The organism is Wolbachia endosymbiont (group B) of Ennomos erosarius (genome assembly GCF_964026905.1).
GTDB lineage: Bacteria > Pseudomonadota > Alphaproteobacteria > Rickettsiales > Anaplasmataceae > Wolbachia.
Genome location: NZ_OZ034708.1, coordinates 384112 through 403423, shown reverse-complemented (window position 1 = coordinate 403423; position 19312 = coordinate 384112). Strand labels below are relative to the sequence as shown.

The following is a 19312-nucleotide window of genomic DNA, read 5'->3' as shown; positions in this document are numbered from 1 at the left end:
TAAAGTGTTAATTGACGCTAGCATAATGCTCCCGTAGTTAGCTGTGCTAACAATGTCAGCATTAATTAAAAATTAAATATTAAATCTTTATACTTTTATAGATAGCGTTAATATTGAGGTAACATTGTGGGTACAACTAAGATTAGTAAATTTCCATTTAATATAAAAGGTAAAGTGGCAAAACAACATGCCGAACCAATAGTCGCAAAAAATCTCTATACTATTTTGGGATTCAAAGATATAGAAGATTTTGAAAATAAGACAAGTAAGCTTGTTAATAAAAAAGTTTGGCAATCATTTGTTGACTGCTTTGCAAAAGAAATAGATTATGCAGCAACCGAAAAAGTTGTAAAAAACATCGTTTGTAACATTGCAAAAAGTGATCAAGGTAATGCTTTTACCAAAACTGAACATCTGATATTAAATGAAAAGCAAGATAATAGAAAGAGAGAAAAAGCGATTAGAAAAGCTAATAACGCGAATTCTGGATTAAAGGAGAATAGAAAAGGCAAGAAAACAGGGTAAACTCAGCAGTTATAAAAAAACAGATGAGGTTAACCATGGAAGATATAACAAACTGTTTTGTTTGGTCGATGATTTTTGCAGAGATATAGAGAAAAATTTTGCAGGTAAACTACTGCCAAATGGTAAAAAACCCACAAGAACAACGGAAATTGAGCACTCCGAAATCATGACAATAATCCTGCTATATCAACAATCTCCGTGTAAAAATTTCAAAACTTTCTATCTACATTACCTAACGTTGCTCTACAAATCAGAGTTTCCAAAGTTGCCTTCATATACCAGGTTTGTTGCTCTAAAGCCTAGGGTTTTGTGGCATTTAGCAATGTTGTTGCATTGGCTTTGTGGACAGTCAGAAAACACTGGAATTTCATATATAGACACAACTCCCATTGCAGTTTGTCATGCAAAAAGAATATCCAAAAACAAAGTTTTTGCTGGAATTGCAAAATTAAGCAAGAGTACTTACGGCTGGTTTTTTGGTTTCAAATTACATATGGTAATCAATGAAAATGGTGAAATTCATTCACTTACGCTAACAAAAGGCAATGTTGATGATAGGATACCTGTGCCAAATCTGACGGAAAAATTAACCGGCCTTTTGTTTGGTGACAAAGGTTATATTGCAAAAGAGCTTTTTCAGAAGCTGTTTGACCGAGGTTTGAAACTTGTTACCAAGGTGAAAAAAGGTATGAAAAATGCATTGATTTCGCTAAATGAGAAGATTTTACTGAGAAAAAGGTCTATCATTGAGACTGTTTTTGGTTACCTAAAAAATAGACTAGAAATTGAACACACTCGCCATAGATCCCCTGTTAATTTTTTGGTTCATATCTTTTCTACTCTCATTTCCTATTCCATCAAATCCAAAAAGCCTTCTATTTCCTATACTTTCTTCCTTCCTTAATCCAGAATTCGCGTTGTAAGCAAAAAACCACTTGCACCACCAGTACCTCCTAAAAATTATACGGAAAAAGTTACGCAAAGCAGAAATGCAGATGGGATTGGAATAGGTAAGTGATTCATGTATAAAAGACAAGAGTTAACTGACAGAAGAATTAAAACTAATGTCAGACTCTTGTTTAATATATATAATTGCTTATATGTATGGTTCATAGCATATTATTTCAACTTACATTTCTGTAATCACTGTGCTAAATTATATTGTAAAGCAGCCAAATCAATATAATAGAATACGCTAAGCTTTAAGCATAGAAACCACTTTATCGTAACTTGGCAATGATTTAATTTCTCCAATTGCAGCTAGAGTGGTTTTTTCATGCTGAGATAACAATTCTTCTGCTGCTTTTTTTACGTTAGCAGTGGTAACTGCACTAATTTTTTCTATTAATTCATTTTTACTGATGTACCTATTATAGTTACCGTAGTAGTGTCCCAATGTTTCAGCACGTGAGCTAACACCTTCGCGCGACATTAAAATTTGGGATTTTACTCGCTCTTTCACTCTATTTACTTCTTCTTCCTTCAGATCATCTGTAGACAACTTCTTCAACTCTGTCATTATAGATTTTAAAAGCTTATCTAAGTTACTACTGTCTGTACCAGCAAAAATGGAAAACACCCCTGTATCAGTGTAGCTGGAATTAAATGAATAAACAGAGTAAGCTAATCCCTGCTTTTCCCTTACTTCCTGGAACAGACGTGATGACATTCCGCTCCCTAATATAGAATCAAGCACTTGAAACGTGTGATATTTATCGTCATAACGAGAAACGCTAGGTAAACCAATTAGCAAGTGCACCTGATCTAATTTACGATGTTCTAAATACTCACCACCAGTGTAGCTCGTCGCATTTTGGCTTTTTTTTAGCTTTTTAGAATGAATCTTTGAGAGAAAATCTTTGGTTAATGCAACAACTTCTTCATGTTCAACATTTCCTGCAACGGCAAATAGCATATTCTCGCCAAAGTAATGTTCGTTTATGTAGTTATTTAGATTTTCCCTAGTAAATGACTTTACCGTATCTTGCGTACCTAAGATTGACTTACCAAATGGTTGATCTTTATAAGCTGCCTCAAAATATTTATCGAAAACAATGCCACTTGGTGAATCATTAGTTTGAAAAATCTCTTGTATTACAACGCCCTTCTCACGTTCCAATTCATCTTCTGGAAATGTTGAATTCATCAATATATCTATTAATATATCAATACCAGTTTTGATGTACTTCTTGAGAACTTTTGCATAATAGGTGGTGCTTTCCCTACCAGTGCTGGCGTTGAAAACCCCACCTATGTCGTCAAAAGCTTTTGCAATTTCAAACGCAGTTCTTGTCTTCGTTCCTTTGAAAGCCATGTGTTCTAGAAAATGGGATATTCCATTTTGATTTGCACTTTCCGCTCTACTGCCAACACCAACTCGTATACTTAAAGCTACAGAGTCAACATCACGCACCTGCTCAGTTATTATGCGCAGACCATTATCTAATTTCGTTACCTGAGGTGTATTCATCTTATGTATTCTTTTTTAAATTTTCTTCTGCAAAATCCCAATTAATCAAATGGTCAAGGAAAACTTTTATGTAGTCAATTCTACGATTTTGACAATCTAAATAGTATGCGTGCTCCCACACATCCATAGTGAGTAATGGCACTTGACCATAAGTTAATGGCAAATCTGCATTTGGAGTTTTGGTGATTTTGAGCTTTCCTTTTTCAAGCACTAACCACACCCATCCACTACCAAACTGGCTTACTCCATAATTGGAGAATTCTTCATAAAATTTATCAAAGCCACCGATATCGTCCTGAATTTTTTTTGCTAAAAGACTACTATCTTTAGGCTTACCACCACCATTTTTTTTCATTGAGTTCCAATAAAAAGTGTGGTTCCAAACTTGTGCTGCGTTATTAAATATAGGCAAGTTGTCGCTATTACCATGCACTTTTGTTATTAATTCCTCAATTTTCACATGTTGATAATCCGTATTTTCAACCAGCTCGTTGAGTTTATTTAAATATCCTTTATGGTGCTTATCATAATGAAAATCTAAGGTTTTTGCAGATATGTAAGGCTCCAAAGCGGTTTTACCGTATGGTAATTCAGGTAAAGTAAAATTCATTCAACCTCCTCAATTTCTAACCTACTGCGATGTTAGAGCAATATATGCTTTTGTGCAACATATAATTTGGTTAAAATATTCATATTATTGCAATTGTTCTAAAATAAGTTATACTAGTACAGTAACGTTAATAATAATTACATTTTTTATTATATAGTTCTTTTAGGAGGCTAATATGTCAAGTTTATGTGAAAACCTTAAGTATTCATATGAGAATTTTAAGCAATATGCTCAACACGGAACTGTTCCTGCTGTAGAAAAAAATAACAGTCAAGTTCCACAAAACTGTTTCTATAAGTCTGTTCATCATATCGATAGTGTTGTGGGACCAGTGAAGGATATGCTCGTAGGGGTAAATAAAGATGCCGATACTTCAACAACAACTTTGGGAAAAAGAGAGAAAAAAGTCTGCGGTACGAGACATAATGAATTTTATCATGGCTTTGCAAATTTATTACTTGTACTCTATACAGGGGTTGCATATTTAACGTATTTGCCAGTAAAATTAATTTCACATTTAAAGGGAACAGATGGTCCAAAATCTCTTTTAGGGTATACCAATAATTTGCAGAACAAAGCAGAACAACATGGTGAAACCTGCGCTAAGTTCTTAAGTTTAGTCTTGTCTTACATTATTTCAGCCGTCATCTGGGCTGCAGCACTCATTATTACACCACTGACTTGGGCTGTTGATAAAGTGTTAAGTAAGTTTAGTGACGCAAAGTCTGAAGCTGCTGACCTTAATGGGAAAGCTCCTCTACTAAGCTAATCTGAACAACATGGCTTTAACACTTGGCCACCGGAAAGGGTGTTATCCCAGTGCTTCGGTACTGGGATGGCTTTGTTGCATCGCTAGCTATGATGGATTAAAGATAAAAAAGATGGAGAATATCAGTAGCTTATTATTCTGGTATTTATAACAAGAACGGTCAGTGAATACCTAAATTTGAGTAAAAGAAATTTCACTACCACTCACTAATCCGGCTAAAATTCAAGAATTTCAATGCTTTAGCTATTTTCAATAGAATTAAGTTTATTAATATAAATAATAAATTACTATTCTTAAATTTGATCAGATTGATTGCAAAAAAACAAGATTTTCAATAGGTTGCTTATAATCCTAACTATAGTTAGCCTTTCATAAGTAGCGATGCAACAAAGCCTACTGGGATCCAGCCTTCCATGCAATCCCATCAAAAACGTTTATTTGAGCATAAGATTAGCTATTTTCTATGCTCACCAACCCAGCGTACAGTAGGAATTTCTGGATTCCAGCGGGCTTTGTTGCATAGCACCTTAAGCAGTGATGGTTTACGACAAATTTATGTAATGATTTCAAATTTATCCATACCAATATCAGTGAATTTGTTGAGCAAATAGCACTTAATTAGTAATTCTTTTTCACGATTTACTTCAGATTTATTCCTAAAGCTAAATCCAAATACTTGCTTCAACCTTGAGAAAAATCCTTCTATGTAAGATCTCTTTCCATAAATTGCTTCCTTTTTCCACTCTTTTACACCATCTTGTCCATATAATTTTATTAACCTAATAGCAGCATTTCTGTCAGACATATAATCTATTTTTGAATGTTCTGCTGCATCCTTTTTTGGTAGAACTTTTGTCTTTATATCGTATTTCTTACACAATTTATAAAGTTTGTGCCTATCGTATGCCCTATCTGCATATAATGCTTTTATTTTGTGCTGAAAATTAACTTCTTCAAACGCGAATTCTGGATTAAGGAAGGAAGAAAGTATAGGAAATAGAAGGCTTTTTGGATTTGATGGAATAGGAAATGAGAGTAGAAAAGATATGAACCAAAAAATTAACAGGGGATCTATGGCGAGTGTGTTCAATTTCTAGTCTATTTTTTAGGTAACCAAAAACAGTCTCAATGATAGCCTTTTTCTCAGTAAAATCTTCTCATTTAGCGAAATCAATGCATTTTTCATACCTTTTTTCACCTTGGTAACAAGTTTCAAACCTCGGTCAAACAGCTTCTGAAAAAGCTCTTTTGCAATATAACCTTTGTCACCAAACAAAAGGCCGGTTAATTTTTCCGTCAGATTTGGCACAGGTATCCTATCATCAACATTGCCTTTTGTTAGCGTAAGTGAATGAATTTCACCATTTTCATTGATTACCATATGTAATTTGAAACCAAAAAACCAGCCGTAAGTACTCTTGCTTAATTTTGCAATTCCAGCAAAAACTTTGTTTTGGATATTCTTTTTGCATGACAAACTGCAATGGGAGTTGTGTCTATATATGAAATTCCAGTGTTTTCTGACTGTCCACAAAGCCAATGCAACAACATTGCTAAATGCCACAAAACCCTAGGCTTTAGAGCAACAAACCTGGTATATGAAGGCAACTTTGGAAACTCTGATTTGTAGAGCAACGTTAGGTAATGTAGATAGAAAGTTTTGAAATTTTTACACGGAGATTGTTGATATAGCAGGATTATTGTCATGATTTCAGAGTGCTCAATTTCCGTTGTTCTTGTGGGTTTTTTACCATTTGGCAGTAGTTTACCTGCAAAATTTTTCTCTATATCTCTGCAAAAATCATCGACCAAACAAAACAGTTTGTTATATCTTCCATGGTTAACCTCATCTATTAATCCAGAATTCGCGTTAGCAGGATAGTAAAAGAGAGATACGTTATTATTTGACTTGAAATCACTTTCATCCATCATCTTAATAGCTTCATGATAACCATCTATTCCATGAAAATAATCTATACCAGAATATCCTTCTGGTGTTGGTACTCTTAATTGTGCACCTACGTGAGCATAACCAAACGAACCAGGTAATACTGCTGGCACTGGATCTTGCCTGTGGTGAGTGACCCTTATGGTTTTTTCCTGAAGAGCGTCATTATAAATTTCACTAGCAGTAAGGTCAAAAACCCTTGGATCAGCAAAAGTTGCAACATGAACATCTTCAGCGTCTTCTTTTTTGTTGAGGCATAAAGCAGCTATCTTAGCAATAGCTCCTCCCATGCTATGACCTGTGAGATTAATTCTAAAATCTTTTATTTCTGATTTTTGTTTTTCAGCATGAGATTTCAAAATGCCATAAAGATTAGGCCATGAATCTTGAAACGAATTATTAAAGCCACGATGCATTCTTCCACCTTCAGGTAAAAGTTCTGAGGGAGTAAAAAACAAAATTGAGATCAGTGATTCCATCGTTTAAGCCCGATAAGCCATATTCTAATGGATTTTTCAAACGAGTACCATGGTAAGCTATTGTTATTTCTTTATCTTTTATAAAAACATGACCAGCATCTTTTTCGAATCCATTACCAAATGGAATAATTTCATAACCTTCACTAATAAGTTCAGCTCTAGTTTTATACATTTTTTCAGTGGATGGAATAATTTCAAAATCTTCTACAACTTTAAATTCAGTTTTGTATACTCCTTCAGCTAAGTTGTGACATCTTTTTTCACTTAGCTTATTGTCGTCATCGCCATAGCTTATTTTACAGAAATTACTCATTTCCAATAATTTCTCTTTATTAAATCCTGCAATTTCTGCAATACTTTCATCTATTTGGTAAGAAGAAGGTAAAGAATATGGTTCATTTGGGTCAGCAGGATTTATAAATTCATAATCTTCAATGATCTCAAACTCATCATCCACCTTATATTTGCCGTTATCTGCTAAGATGGAGCTTGATTGTTCAACATCACTTAATTGTGAATCTATACTACTTGCACTAGTACCTGTGGTGCTAAACCAATTGCGTAAAAAACTAAAATCCATAACCACCTCAATCTACTATCAGCTAAACAATTTATTTAACTATAATGTAGATTGATATTATTGTCAATAGTATTTTCTATAATCTTTCTATTGCTAGAATAAAAAAATTTTACTTCCATAGAATAAATATAGAGTTATAATGGACTAACAAGCGAACCTCTGTACTAAATTTTGGTTAATATACACGTTGAGCGTATTAAGAAAGTTGCTTTTAAGGTATTGCATTTTACTTTTATTTTCGTTATAAGGTTGCTTTAAGTTGAATTTTCAACATTTTTATACTATTTACATTTAAGATATGATTTCAAAATTTTTTGGGGGCACTTCATGAAAAAATCTATTTATACTAGAACTGCTCTAGCTTCTCTATTAACTTTATATTCTTTCAGCGGCTTTGCAGCTGACTTTCCTGATGAGAGTATGAAGGAAATAAAAAAGCAAGAGAGCACAAAAACTTCTGGAAAAACAGAAGTTATGAAAACATCAAATAAAAAACTGAAAGAAAAGATGGACAGAATATGTAATGCTGATCCAAGAAAAAAAGCTGAAGAGCTTAAGAAAAAAGAGGAGATCAGGCTAGCAAATGAGAAAAAAGCAAAGCTTATAGAGGATTCAAAAGCGAAAGCTCTAAGCGCTAAGAATTCTAATATAGAAAAAGGTAAAGTTTCAAAAACTAAGCGTTCTAAAACTAAGAATGCTAAAGTTGAAGCTAAAGATGTAAAGAAGGATGTAAAAGTTGTTAATCAAAATACAGAGAAAAAAGGTAAGGCAAGTCCTGTTGTTTCAGTTGGTGGAGTTGATGTTATCGATACCAACCAAGGGCAAAGTAATTTAAGAATAACTTTTGGCGGTGTTGTTGATGCTCAAGGCTATGGCAAAGCAGGGCCAAGTAGCACAGATTATAAACGCTACGACGTTATGCCTGGCAAATCTATAAATTATTATGAGGATGCTACGGATAAGGTAAAAGGAGCAAATCCAGTGTTCCCTGAGGGAATAGGAAATATCGGTGACTATAGCGATAATATGGGTATGATTGCTGATGCGATATTGCACCTCAGAGCAGAAAATAAGAATGAAGATTTAGGTCTTCTTTATGGTGCTGACGTGCAGTTTCATGTTCCAGTGACCGAAGGTAAGGGAGCTTCACAGGGTGTTTATGCTGCAAAAGGCAGAAGTGCGCATGTGTTTGTTAACTCAAAATATGGTGACGTGAAGCTTGGTTACCAATTTGGTCCTGAGGCTCTAATGAGACTTGATGCAACAAGAATTGCAACTGTTGACGGAGCTGCAGATAGTGACTGGTTCAGAAAAGTGAACTTAGAAGGAAGCGCTGCAAGCTTTCCATTTTATGTAACACCACGTCTTTACACTGAAAGTTTTTCGAGTGAAAGTGAAAAATTCTCTTTCCGTATGGCAGGGAAATATAACAAAGGCGTTATGACTACACTGCCGTTTAGAGTTGCTTACTACTCACCAAATTATATGGGCGCAAGGTTTGGTGTTAGCTATTCACCTCGCTATGATAGTAGTTTATTTGTTATAAAGGATGATGATGACATAAAACATGTCGGTCCAGATTATGAGCATATAGTAAGTGCTGGTGCATCATATGAATATGACTTTGATAAATACAAGGTGAAAGTTAAAACTTCTGCAGTTGGTGAATATGGTTGGCCAAAACAATCAAATAAAGATAAGCATGTTTATAATGAATATGTGGAGTACAATGACCTGATGGGCGTTAATTTGGGTGTAAGCGCTGATTATAAGATTAATGAAGACCAAGGCGTAAAATTTGCTGCTTCTTTTGCATACTTGGGCAAATCTGCTCAACCAAAGGATATTAAAATAAAAGGTAATGATGACTATGAAAAAATTCCTGCAAAGGATTCTCAAGGTCAAAACAATGAGGAGTATAAAAGAATTGCAGGCTTAGCTCAATTCAATAACAATACCATGTATTGGACTGCAGGGGCTGGTTATCAACATGAGAATATCTACACAAGTTTGACGTACTTTGGCAGCAGAATGAATGACAAAGATATGCTTCACGATGGCGCACTTGGCGTTCAATATGATCTGTCTCCTGCATGTAGTAAGAGCAAATTTGTTCCTTACGCAGCTCTCCATTATTTTATGACTAATGAGAAAGGTAATGATATTAAGCTGAAAGGTAAGCCTAATGATGCTGTACCTTCTAACCAAGGAATTCTCCTTCTTACTGGTGTGAAATTTTCTTTCTAACCAGCCAGTACACACCACAGCTTGAATGTGGTGTGTATTTCCAGATGAAAATTATTTATATTGAAAAAATTTTCAATATATGGTATAATAGCTTAAAGTAGAAGTAACAATATCATGGGTATAACAGTAAATCTTGATGGAGAATTTGAGAAAATAGTACAGTCTCATTCCATGTTACAAAATCGTTCCGTACCACAACAAATCGAGCATTGGGCTAAAGTTGGTCAAGTTGTTGAAGATAACCCTGAGCTAAGCTATAACATCATTAAAGAGATTCTATCAGGTATTGAGGATGCAAAATCAGGTGATGTTGAGGAGTATAAATCTACAAAATTTTGAAGGTTCTTCTCACCAACACTTTTAAGCGGTCAATGAAAAAGCTGCATAACAGTCAACTACCTAAACTTGAAGAAGCTATCAAGCAAATTCAAGATAATCCATGTATCGGAGAACTAAAGTCAGGTGACCTTGCAGGTGTTCGTATATACAAATTCTCTATTTTTAATCAACTTACTTTGTTGGCTTATCTTTATAATGAACAAAATAATGAGTTGACACTTCTTGCCCTTGCTCCACATGAGAATTTTTATAGAGATCTGAAGAAGCGAGTTTAGTCAACATAGCAGCCGTTTCTTTTCTACCATTATTTATAACGCGAATTCTGGATTAAAGGAGAATAGAAAAGGCAAGAAAACAGGGTAAACTCAGCAGTTATAAAAAAACAGATGAGGTTAACCATGGAAGATATAACAAACTGTTTTGTTTGGTCGATGATTTTTGCAGAGATATAGAGAAAAATTTTGCAGGTAAACTACTGCCAAATGGTAAAAAACCCACAAGAACAACGGAAATTGAGCACTCCGAAATCATGACAATAATCCTGCTATATCAACAATCTCCGTGTAAAAATTTCAAAACTTTCTATCTACATTACCTAACGTTGCTCTACAAATCAGAGTTTCCAAAGTTGCCTTCATATACCAGGTTTGTTGCTCTAAAGCCTAGGGTTTTGTGGCATTTAGCAATGTTGTTGCATTGGCTTTGTGGACAGTCAGAAAACACTGGAATTTCATATATAGACACAACTCCCATTGCAGTTTGTCATGCAAAAAGAATATCCAAAAACAAAGTTTTTGCTGGAATTGCAAAATTAAGCAAGAGTACTTACGGCTGGTTTTTTGGTTTCAAATTACATATGGTAATCAATGAAAATGGTGAAATTCATTCACTTACGCTAACAAAAGGCAATGTTGATGATAGGATACCTGTGCCAAATCTGACGGAAAAATTAACCGGCCTTTTGTTTGGTGACAAAGGTTATATTGCAAAAGAGCTTTTTCAGAAGCTGTTTGACCGAGGTTTGAAACTTGTTACCAAGGTGAAAAAAGGTATGAAAAATGCATTGATTTCGCTAAATGAGAAGATTTTACTGAGAAAAAGGTCTATCATTGAGACTGTTTTTGGTTACCTAAAAAATAGACTAGAAATTGAACACACTCGCCATAGATCCCCTGTTAATTTTTTGGTTCATATCTTTTCTACTCTCATTTCCTATTCCATCAAATCCAAAAAGCCTTCTATTTCCTATACTTTCTTCCTTCCTTAATCCAGAATTCGCGTTGCTAAATGCCACAAAACCCTAGGCTTTAGAGCAACAAACCTGGTATATGAAGGCAACTTTGGAAACTCTGATTTGTAGAGCAACGTTAGGTAATGTAGATAGAAAGTTTTGAAATTTTTACACGGAGATTGTTGATATAGCAGGATTATTGTCATGATTTCGGAGTGCTCAATTTCCGTTGTTCTTGTGGGTTTTTTACCATTTGGCAGTAGTTTACCTGCAAAATTTTTCTCTATATCTCTGCAAAAATCATCGACCAAACAAAACAGTTTGTTATATCTTCCATGGTTAACCTCATCTGTTTTTTTATAACTGCTGAGTTTACCCTGTTTTCTTGCCTTTTCTATTCTCCTTTAATCCAGAATTCGCGTTTTTAGCGTATGAAGAAAGAATAATGGATCTACGTAAGGAAGAAGCCATCCTTGAATACAGACTTGACCTTGCTGAAGAGAAAGGTATACAAATTGGCGAAGAAAGAGGCATCAAAATCGGTAAAGAGGAAGGAAAAATTGAAGTCGTAAAAGCAATGCTGGCTAATAATGTTGATGTCAACACTATTGTCAAGTTTACTGGCCTTTCTATTAGTGAGATTGAAGAATTAAGTGAAAATCTGTGAATGGTTACAGAGTAATTTCAAAGTGCATTTGCAGTTGGACTGGCTGAATGGATACATTTAATGAGAGTCCCATTTCACGGTGTTCAAATCTACTCCTTCTTGTACCATCTCCCAAAGTGGGCTCATTTCTCTCAGTCGGCCAACATTTTTAGCAACAAGATCTGCTGCGTACAAAACTTCTTCTTTAGTTGTAAATCGGCCTAGGCCAAATCTAATTGATGAATGCTCAAGGTCATGGCCATTATTTAGCGACCGTACGACATAGGAAGGCTCAAGAGACGCAGACGTGCACGCAGAACCAGAACTTACTGCTAAATCCTTGATTGCCATGATGAGAGACTCACCCTCAACATAGGGAAAGCTCAAGTTTAGGTTGCCAGGAATTCTATTTTCATAATCACCATTTAAAATGATATCAGGAAACGCTTCTTTTATCTTGTTATACAAAATATCCCTTAATTCTTCCACTCTAGTTGTTTCTTTTTTCATTTCTTCTCTAGCAATACGTGCCGCTTCACCAAAACCAACTGCAAGAGGTGTTGGAACTGTTCCAGAACGCATACCTCTTTCTTGTCCACCACCACTAATTAGTGGTACCAGCCTAACACGAGGATTCTTTCTACGGACATATAATGCACCTATTCCCATAGGTCCATAAATTTTGTGGCTAGAGAGACTCATAAGATCAATGCACATCTCATTAACATCAATTGGAACTTTTCCAAAGCTTTGAGCAGCGTCTGTGTGGAAAAATATATTATGCTTTCTACATATTACACCAATTTCTTTGACAGGCTGAATTACTCCGATTTCATTATTTACCATCATCACTGAAACTAGGATTGTTTTATCAGTAATTGCTTCCTCAAGCTTTGATAAATCTATAATTCCGTTTTGCTTAACAGGCAAATATGTAACTTTAAAGCCTTCATTTTCCAGATGCCGACAAGAATCCAGAACACACTTATGCTCCGTGCAGACAGTTATTATATGATTTCCTTTATTTTTATAAAAGTGAGCAACGCCCTTGATTGCCGTATTATTTGACTCAGTTGCACCTGAGGTAAAGATAATTTCTTTGCTATCTGCGTTCACCAGATCAGCGATATGTTTCCTTGCTTTTTCCACTGCTTCTTCAGCAGTCCAACCAAATGAATGGCTGCGAGAGTGTGCATTACTGAACTCACCAAAGCAAGGTATCATCACCTCTAAAACACGGGGATCTACTTTAGTAGTAGATTGATAATCAAGAAATATTGGTAATTTTATTTTAGCATCATGTATTTTTTTACTTTCAACATTCATAAAGCTACCACAGAGACAAAATTTACAATTATTTTATAGCATTAAAACTTAATTTTTTCAAGATATAATCTTGCATCAACAAACGTTGTCACCAAAGGGATGTGTGTATGACGCTGGTTCACTCTGTGATGGTGTCATGCAAGTAGCTTGACGCTGGGATGGCTTTGTTGCATCGCTAGCTATGATGGATTAAAGATAAAAAAGATGGAGAATATCAGTAGCTTATTATTCTGGTATTTATAACAAGAACGGTCAGTGAATACCTAAATTTGAGTAAAAGAAATTTCACTACCACTCACTAATCCGGCTAAAATTCAAGAATTTCAATGCTTTAGCTATTTTCAATAGAATTAAGTTTATTAATATAAATAATAAATTACTATTCTTAAATTTGATCAGATTGATTGCAAAAAAACAAGATTTTCAATAGGTTGCTTATAATCCTAACTATAGTTAGCCTTTCATAAGTAGCGATGCAACAAAGCCATTCCAGTGTCAGCTACTTTCATGACACCCTCATAAAGGAACCAGTGTCAAGCTACTTTGATGACACCTTTTTTCTGCTTAGTTTAGGTTATGCAGAAGTCTAATACAATTATAGAACAAGCTTAAAAATTCTGGTAAAGTAGTTTTATTTACAAAGAATATGCTACTTGAAATTGAAAAGCGCAGCATAACAAATGCATTGTGGAAGTTACAAGAAGCAGATCAAAGGGAAATCTTAACTCTTATACAGAGATTTGAGTTGCCAGAAGTACTAGCAAGAATATTGGTTACTCGTGGTGTTAACATAGAAAATGCAAGCGACTTCTTATATCCACTAATCAGATTGCTATTACCAGATCCCTTTCACCTTCTTGATATGGATAAAGCTGTTTCTCGTATAATACGGGCAATAAAAAATAATGAAAACATTGCAATATTTGGTGACTATGATGTTGATGGTGCAACGTCGTCAGCATTGATCAACAGGTACCTAAGAGCAATCGGTATACACTCTATAATCTACATTCCAGATCGTGTTGATGAGGGCTATGGATTAAACACAGATGCTTTATTACAACTTAAAAAAAACGGGATCGATTTATGTATTTCCGTTGATTGTGGTACGCTTGCATATCAACAAATAGAAGATGCAAAGGTCTTTGGTCTTGATATTATAGTTGTCGATCATCATCTTGGTACGGAAAAATTACCAAGCGCCGTAGCAGTTGTTAACCCAAACCGCCTTGATGAGAGCTCTCCTTATAATAACTTAGCAGCAGTTGGAGTGTCATTTCTGCTAATTGTTGCTCTTAATAAAAGCCTACGTGAGCAAGGATTTTTTACCAACAAAAAAGAACCAGATTTATTTGATCTGCTGGATTTGGTTGCCCTGGGAACTGTCTGTGATGTTATGCAGATTACCGGCCTAAATAGAGCATTTGTCTCACAAGGATTAAAAGTGATGTCAGCAAGAAAAAACGTTGGCTTGCGTGTTTTATTTGATGCTTTGGGAATCCTTGAAAAACCAAGTGTTTCGCGGTTAGGGTTTAGTATTGGGCCATGCATAAATGCTGGAGGAAGAATCGGAGAAGCATCGCTTGGTGCACGGCTACTTTCTACGGATGATGAAGAAGAGGCACATTCAATCGTGCTAAAATTAATAGATTTGAATAATGCAAGGAAAGTGTTAGAAAATGAGGCTCTCTTAGAAGCCACAGCACAAGCGGAAAAATTTGCCCAATTAGGTGTAAATTTTATAATGGTAAGTGGCAATTGGCACCAGGGGATAATCGGTATAATTGCATCAAGGCTAAAGGAGCAGTTTCACTTACCAACGATAGTGATGTCTTTAAACAATGGAATAGGAAAAGCAAGCTGTAGATCAATTTTGGGAGTTGATATCGGTGCTGCAGTCCTTTCCGCAAAGTTTATAAATTTGATTATTGAAGGTGGTGGCCATAGTATGGCGGCAGGATTTTCAATTAAAGAAGACAAAATAAATGATTTGCATGATTTTTTTACTGAAAGATTTTCAAACTCTATAAATGAGAAAACTTTAAAAGCTGATAGTATAGTAACTGCTAAAGCAATAAATTTATCTTTATGGAATCAATTGCAACGCTTGGGACCATTTGGAGTTGGGAATCCTGAACCAAGGTTTATTATCCAAGGAGCAAAGATAAGAAAGCCTGAAGTTATAGGAGTTGACCATATAAAATGTTTTATTGCTGATGATAATGTTATGGTAAGAGCTATTGCATTTCGCTCTGCAAATACTCACCTTGGCTCTGCTATCATGCAGGGTAATGTTAAAGCCATTTTGGGTAAAATCTCTATGAATTACTGGAATGGCAATGAATTTGTACAATTTTTAATAGAAGATGTATTGACCATTAGTTGAGTGTATCTGTTCAGCAGAGTGGCAAAATAGGTAGACAAGATAAACCAAAAAATCAAGAAAAAGTGAGTGTACAACAAATGGTGTCATTCCAGTGCTTGACACTGGAATGGCTTTGTTGCATCGCTACTTATGAAAGGCTAACTATAGTTAGGATTATAAGCAACCTATTGAAAATCTTGTTTTTTTGCAATCAATCTGATCAAATTTAAGAATAGTAATTTATTATTTATATTAATAAACTTAATTCTATTGAAAATAGCTAAAGCATTGAAATTCTTGAATTTTAGCCGGATTAGTGAGTGGTAGTGAAATTTCTTTTACTCAAATTTAGGTATTCACTGACCGTTCTTGTTATAAATACCAGAATAATAAGCTACTGATATTCTCCATCTTTTTTATCTTTAATCCATCATAGCTAGCGATGCAACAAAGCCATCCCAGTGTCAAGCACTGGGATGACACCATTTGTTGTAAACTCACTTTTACTCTATGGTTATAACGCGAATTCTGGATTAAGGAAGGAAGAAAGTATAGGAAATAGAAGGCTTTTTGGATTTGATGGAATAGGAAATGAGAGTAGAAAAGATATGAACCAAAAAATTAACAGGGGATCTATGGCGAGTGTGTTCAATTTCTAGTCTATTTTTTAGGTAACCAAAAACAGTCTCAATGATAGACCTTTTTCTCAGTAAAATCTTCTCATTTAGCGAAATCAATGCATTTTTCATACCTTTTTTCACCTTGGTAACAAGTTTCAAACCTCGGTCAAACAGCTTCTGAAAAAGCTCTTTTGCAATATAACCTTTGTCACCAAACAAAAGGCCGGTTAATTTTTCCGTCAGATTTGGCACAGGTATCCTATCATCAACATTGCCTTTTGTTAGCGTAAGTGAATGAATTTCACCATTTTCATTGATTACCATATGTAATTTGAAACCAAAAAACCAGCCGTAAGTACTCTTGCTTAATTTTGCAATTCCAGCAAAAACTTTGTTTTGGATATTCTTTTTGCATGACAAACTGCAATGGGAGTTGTGTCTATATATGAAATTCCAGTGTTTTCTGACTGTCCACAAAGCCAATGCAACAACATTGCTAAATGCCACAAAACCCTAGGCTTTAGAGCAACAAACCTGGTATATGAAGGCAACTTTGGAAACTCTGATTTGTAGAGCAACGTTAGGTAATGTAGATAGAAAGTTTTGAAATTTTTACACGGAGATTGTTGATATAGCAGGATTATTGTCATGATTTCGGAGTACTCAATTTCCGTTGTTCTTGTGGGTTTTTTACCATTTGGCAGTAGTTTACCTGCAAAATTTTTCTCTATATCTCTGCAAAAATCATCGACCAAACAAAACAGTTTGTTATATCTTCCATGGTTAACCTCATCTGTTTTTTTATAACTGCTGAGTTTACCCTGTTTTCTTGCCTTTTCTATTCTCCTTTAATCCAGAATTCGCGTTTTGAGGGTGGAACTTTACAAGTTAGTGGATCCATAAGTTCACATTCTATTCCCAAACTTTTTTTAACTAACTTTAAAATCATAGAAAATACTGTCGTAAAAGGGAGTTTTCTTGTTCGCGTGAAACTGTTCTTTCCAACACAATGGATTCTCTGAAAAGCTTTCGAGTATATTATATTTTTAATTTGTAGAATAAAATTTTTCCTTTTTGCATGTTTCACCTAAAAAGGACACATTTTAAACTTCTTTGTTGAAATAAAATAGAAACAAAAGTGCTGTTTCCTGCGGCTTCTGGATAATTTAATGGTAAAAAATTTAGAGAGAAATTTTGCACATTATCGCTTATATTTTTCCTTAAGTTGACGTCATTGCCTGAACGGATACGTTCTGTCGTATAGCTCTAACTGTTTTTAGGGGATAGAAAGGCTATATGGTTGCTAATATATTTTATTGCAAAATAAGCATTCTACATTATTTGCCAGCAAACAAAACTGCTCAATAGTTAAGTTTTCTGGACGTTCGTTTCCACTCAATTTAGCGTTTTCAAGGACAGTTTCAGCGTGGTTCGTTATATTTTGCAAGCTATTTCTCAGCATCTTTCTTCTTTGAGAAAAAACGATACGTGTTAATCTTGTTAAGGTTTCCAAATTTACTGCAAACTTTGGGGTAGGCAAAGGATTTACTGTAATTACTGAAGAATGTATTTTTGGTCTTGGAAAAAACTCTTTAGGTTCAATATCAAATTCCTTTTTTATATCACATAGCAACTGGCTTAGCACTGATAAGGAACCATAATCTTTAGAATTGGGTCTTGCCGTAATGCGATCTGCTACCTCTTTTTGAAACATTAATGTCAAACTCGTAAAAAATTTTATATTATTTAACCACTTTAAAAATAACACTACCGAGATATTGTAAGGCAAGTTAGCAATAACTTTGACTGGGCGCTCTATCAGCTCTTCTTCTATAACATGCAGTGCATCCGCTTCTATAATTCTATACTTTCCTTGATGCTCATTTAGCAGTTGGTCATGGTGTTTTACTAAATCTCTATCTTTTTCTATAGAAAGTAGAGACTTTGGATTATGCACCAATATTTCTCTTGTTAATGCACCATATCCAGGACCAATTTCAATGACATTAAAATTCTCTAGACTACCGGCTAAAGCGACGATTTTTTTTGTTATCTCACTCGATAAAATAAAATTTTGCCCTAGACTCTTTTTTGGCTTCAGTAAAAATTTTCTCATATTATTTTCATTATACAGTATTTTAAAAATCAGTTGACTAAAATCCATTGATAATTGTATATTATTAATGTGTTTAACGCCGGCTTAGCTCAATTGGTAGAGCAACTGACTTGTAATCAGTAGGTTGTCAGTTCAAGTCCGACAGCCGGCACTCTCGCCCATATAAGTAAAGTTGATGTCCTTTTTAATAGTAGCAAATTGGAAAATGAATGGAATGCGTTCTTCATTTGTTGATTTTATAGGCAAACTTAACAACAAGAGCAACAAAATTACCTCTAAATTAGTAATTTGCCCTCCTTTTACATCATTTCCAAGCAGTATAGAGTTGAACAATAATATTAATATAGGAGCACAGAATTGCCATCATAAAAAGTTCGGTTCTTACACAGGTGAAATTAGCGCAGAAATGTTAAAAGAACTAGGGTGTACTTACGTAATACTTGGGCATTCTGAAAGGGCCAATAAAAAAGATAGTGAAATAAAACTTAAGTCAGAAATAGCAATAGAATCAGGCTTACACCCAATTATCTGTGTAGGTGAAAATTCAGAAGATTATAAGAATGAAAAAACAAAAGAAGTAATAGAATATCAATGCAAAAACCGTTTGCCAACACACGGTGAATATACCGTAGCATATGAGCCAATATGGGCAATAGGCACAGGTCATGTGCCAAATAATGATGCAATTGCTGAGGTGATAGAGGTAGTAAAATTGTGTACTGGTAAAAAACACATTATATATGGTGGTTCAGTCAGTTCAGAAAATATAGAAAATTTGCTCAGTATCTCAAATTTATCAGGAGTTTTAATTGGCAGTGCAAGCTTAGATTTCGATCACTTTTATAAAATTATACAACAAGTTGAAAAAAAGTTTTCTCTTATCAATTCTAAAATCAGCAACTAAGAATCCTATGACAAATGTCATCATTCCAGTGTCAAGTGTACGAGCATCTAGTAAAACGACATAGCTATAGCTATAGTAATCTAGAAAATTAACGATATTTTATTCCCCGGTGAACGCTCTATTCTGTTTTCCAACTC

The 19312-nt window shown here is 34.7% G+C and carries 15 protein-coding genes, 1 tRNA gene and 6 pseudogenes; 11 read left to right on the top strand and 11 right to left on the bottom strand.

All coding sequences use genetic code 11. The features are described from left to right. The first annotated feature begins 174 nt into the window (after positions 1-174). Together AAGD95_RS02050 and AAGD95_RS02045 are read left to right on the top strand one after the other, a co-directional pair. Positions 175-525, top strand: a complete 351-nt coding sequence (locus AAGD95_RS02050; RefSeq protein ID WP_341818702.1) for a hypothetical protein — start codon at positions 175-177, stop codon at positions 523-525. A 52-nt stretch (positions 526-577) separates the two neighbouring features. Next, entirely contained in the window at positions 578-1429 is an 852-nt protein-coding gene (locus AAGD95_RS02045; RefSeq protein ID WP_410542088.1) for an IS982 family transposase, read from the top strand. A 291-nt stretch (positions 1430-1720) separates the two neighbouring features. Here AAGD95_RS02045 and AAGD95_RS02040 read toward each other — a convergent pair whose 3' ends face one another. Together AAGD95_RS02040 and AAGD95_RS02035 are read right to left on the bottom strand one after the other, a co-directional pair. After that, positions 1721-2995: a pitrilysin family protein gene (locus AAGD95_RS02040; protein ID WP_341818701.1), complete on the bottom strand. Its 1275-nt coding sequence runs from the start codon at positions 2993-2995 to the stop codon at positions 1721-1723. A 1-nt stretch (position 2996) separates the two neighbouring features. Beyond that, the gene (locus tag AAGD95_RS02035; protein WP_265026315.1) at positions 2997-3605 is read right to left on the bottom strand and encodes a superoxide dismutase; all 609 of its coding nucleotides are present in this window, start codon (positions 3603-3605) and stop codon (positions 2997-2999) included. Positions 3606-3780: 175 nt separating this feature from the next. On the opposite strand from AAGD95_RS02035, the gene AAGD95_RS02030 reads away from it, so the two are divergent. Further along, a complete protein-coding gene (locus AAGD95_RS02030; RefSeq protein ID WP_341818700.1) occupies positions 3781-4374 on the top strand; it encodes a hypothetical protein in 594 nt (197 codons plus the stop codon). Between the two features lie 553 nt (positions 4375-4927). Here AAGD95_RS02030 and AAGD95_RS02025 read toward each other — a convergent pair. The 4 genes and pseudogenes from AAGD95_RS02025 to AAGD95_RS02010 form a co-directional block, all read right to left on the bottom strand. Next, positions 4928-5464, bottom strand: a complete 537-nt coding sequence (locus tag AAGD95_RS02025) for a transposase (protein ID WP_341818699.1) — start codon at positions 5462-5464, stop codon at positions 4928-4930. Continuing rightward, positions 5346-6228: pseudogene (locus tag AAGD95_RS02020) on the bottom strand (IS982 family transposase). The gene AAGD95_RS02025 and the pseudogene AAGD95_RS02020 overlap by 119 nt, the downstream one beginning before the upstream one ends. Before the next feature lie 249 nt (positions 6229-6477). After that, positions 6478-6738, bottom strand: a pseudogene (locus AAGD95_RS02015) (lipase family protein); the annotation flags it as partial. Positions 6739-6748: 10 nt separating this feature from the next. Then, a complete protein-coding gene (locus AAGD95_RS02010) occupies positions 6749-7387 on the bottom strand; it encodes a hypothetical protein (RefSeq protein WP_341818698.1) in 639 nt (212 codons plus the stop codon). Between the two features lie 321 nt (positions 7388-7708). Between AAGD95_RS02010 and AAGD95_RS02005 the strand changes: the two genes are divergently transcribed. From AAGD95_RS02005 to AAGD95_RS01990, 4 genes are all read left to right on the top strand, one after another. Further along, positions 7709-9628, top strand: a complete 1920-nt coding sequence (locus AAGD95_RS02005) for a porin (RefSeq protein ID WP_341818697.1) — start codon at positions 7709-7711, stop codon at positions 9626-9628. Positions 9629-9742: 114 nt separating this feature from the next. Next, entirely contained in the window at positions 9743-9967 is a 225-nt protein-coding gene (locus AAGD95_RS02000; RefSeq protein ID WP_341818696.1) for a TA system antitoxin ParD family protein, read from the top strand. Then, positions 9964-10242 carry a type II toxin-antitoxin system RelE/ParE family toxin gene (locus AAGD95_RS01995; RefSeq protein WP_341818695.1) on the top strand — a complete coding sequence of 93 codons (279 nt, stop codon included), beginning with the start codon at positions 9964-9966 and terminating at the stop codon, positions 10240-10242. Before AAGD95_RS02000 ends, AAGD95_RS01995 begins: the two co-directional genes overlap by 4 nt. A 140-nt stretch (positions 10243-10382) precedes the next feature. Then, positions 10383-11234: an IS982 family transposase gene (locus tag AAGD95_RS01990; protein ID WP_410542088.1), complete on the top strand. Its 852-nt coding sequence runs from the start codon at positions 10383-10385 to the stop codon at positions 11232-11234. Between the two features lie 14 nt (positions 11235-11248). Here AAGD95_RS01990 and AAGD95_RS01985 read toward each other — a convergent pair. Then, positions 11249-11518: pseudogene (locus tag AAGD95_RS01985) on the bottom strand (IS982 family transposase); the annotation flags it as partial. 77 nt (positions 11519-11595) lie between these two features. On the opposite strand from AAGD95_RS01985, the pseudogene AAGD95_RS01980 reads away from it, so the two are divergent. Beyond that, a pseudogene (locus tag AAGD95_RS01980) lies at positions 11596-11865 on the top strand (transposase); the annotation flags it as partial. Positions 11866-11922: 57 nt separating this feature from the next. Here AAGD95_RS01980 and AAGD95_RS01975 read toward each other — a convergent pair. Beyond that, positions 11923-13170 carry an IscS subfamily cysteine desulfurase gene (locus tag AAGD95_RS01975; RefSeq protein WP_341818693.1) on the bottom strand — a complete coding sequence of 416 codons (1248 nt, stop codon included), beginning with the start codon at positions 13168-13170 and terminating at the stop codon, positions 11923-11925. A 646-nt stretch (positions 13171-13816) separates the two neighbouring features. Here AAGD95_RS01975 and recJ point away from each other — a divergent pair. Continuing rightward, positions 13817-15556, top strand: coding sequence for a single-stranded-DNA-specific exonuclease RecJ (gene recJ, locus AAGD95_RS01970; protein WP_341818692.1), 1740 nt, complete (start codon positions 13817-13819; stop codon positions 15554-15556). Between the two features lie 512 nt (positions 15557-16068). Here the strand turns inward: recJ and AAGD95_RS01965 are convergent. From AAGD95_RS01965 to rsmA, 3 genes and pseudogenes are all read right to left on the bottom strand, one after another. Further along, a pseudogene (locus tag AAGD95_RS01965) lies at positions 16069-16919 on the bottom strand (IS982 family transposase). A gap of 92 nt (positions 16920-17011) precedes the next feature. After that, a pseudogene (locus AAGD95_RS01960) lies at positions 17012-17242 on the bottom strand (IS4 family transposase); the annotation flags it as partial. A 216-nt stretch (positions 17243-17458) separates the two neighbouring features. Further along, entirely contained in the window at positions 17459-18271 is an 813-nt protein-coding gene (rsmA, locus tag AAGD95_RS01955; RefSeq protein WP_341818887.1) for a 16S rRNA (adenine(1518)-N(6)/adenine(1519)-N(6))-dimethyltransferase RsmA, read from the bottom strand. Between the two features lie 78 nt (positions 18272-18349). Between rsmA and AAGD95_RS01950 the strand changes: the two genes are divergently transcribed. Together AAGD95_RS01950 and AAGD95_RS01945 are read left to right on the top strand one after the other, a co-directional pair. After that, positions 18350-18422: transfer RNA gene (locus tag AAGD95_RS01950), tRNA-Thr, on the top strand. A gap of 24 nt (positions 18423-18446) precedes the next feature. Then, positions 18447-19175: a triosephosphate isomerase gene (locus AAGD95_RS01945; protein ID WP_341818886.1), complete on the top strand. Its 729-nt coding sequence runs from the start codon at positions 18447-18449 to the stop codon at positions 19173-19175. The last annotated feature ends 137 nt before the right edge of the window (positions 19176-19312 follow it).

What these genes read in the sequence shown, in the direction of transcription:
- AAGD95_RS02005 (WP_341818697.1), top strand. Translation starts at nt 7,709, where the DNA reads ATGAAAAAATCTATTTATACTAGAACTGCTCTAGCTTCTCTATTAACT.
- AAGD95_RS02040 (WP_341818701.1), bottom strand. Translation starts at nt 2,995, where the DNA reads ATGAATACACCTCAGGTAACGAAATTAGATAATGGTCTGCGCATAATA.
- rsmA (WP_341818887.1), bottom strand. Translation starts at nt 18,271, where the DNA reads ATGAGAAAATTTTTACTGAAGCCAAAAAAGAGTCTAGGGCAAAATTTT.
- recJ (WP_341818692.1), top strand. Translation starts at nt 13,817, where the DNA reads ATGCTACTTGAAATTGAAAAGCGCAGCATAACAAATGCATTGTGGAAG.
- AAGD95_RS02035 (WP_265026315.1), bottom strand. Translation starts at nt 3,605, where the DNA reads ATGAATTTTACTTTACCTGAATTACCATACGGTAAAACCGCTTTGGAG.
- AAGD95_RS02030 (WP_341818700.1), top strand. Translation starts at nt 3,781, where the DNA reads ATGTCAAGTTTATGTGAAAACCTTAAGTATTCATATGAGAATTTTAAG.
- AAGD95_RS01945 (WP_341818886.1), top strand. Translation starts at nt 18,447, where the DNA reads ATGTCCTTTTTAATAGTAGCAAATTGGAAAATGAATGGAATGCGTTCT.
- AAGD95_RS02000 (WP_341818696.1), top strand. Translation starts at nt 9,743, where the DNA reads ATGGGTATAACAGTAAATCTTGATGGAGAATTTGAGAAAATAGTACAG.
- AAGD95_RS01975 (WP_341818693.1), bottom strand. Translation starts at nt 13,170, where the DNA reads ATGAATGTTGAAAGTAAAAAAATACATGATGCTAAAATAAAATTACCA.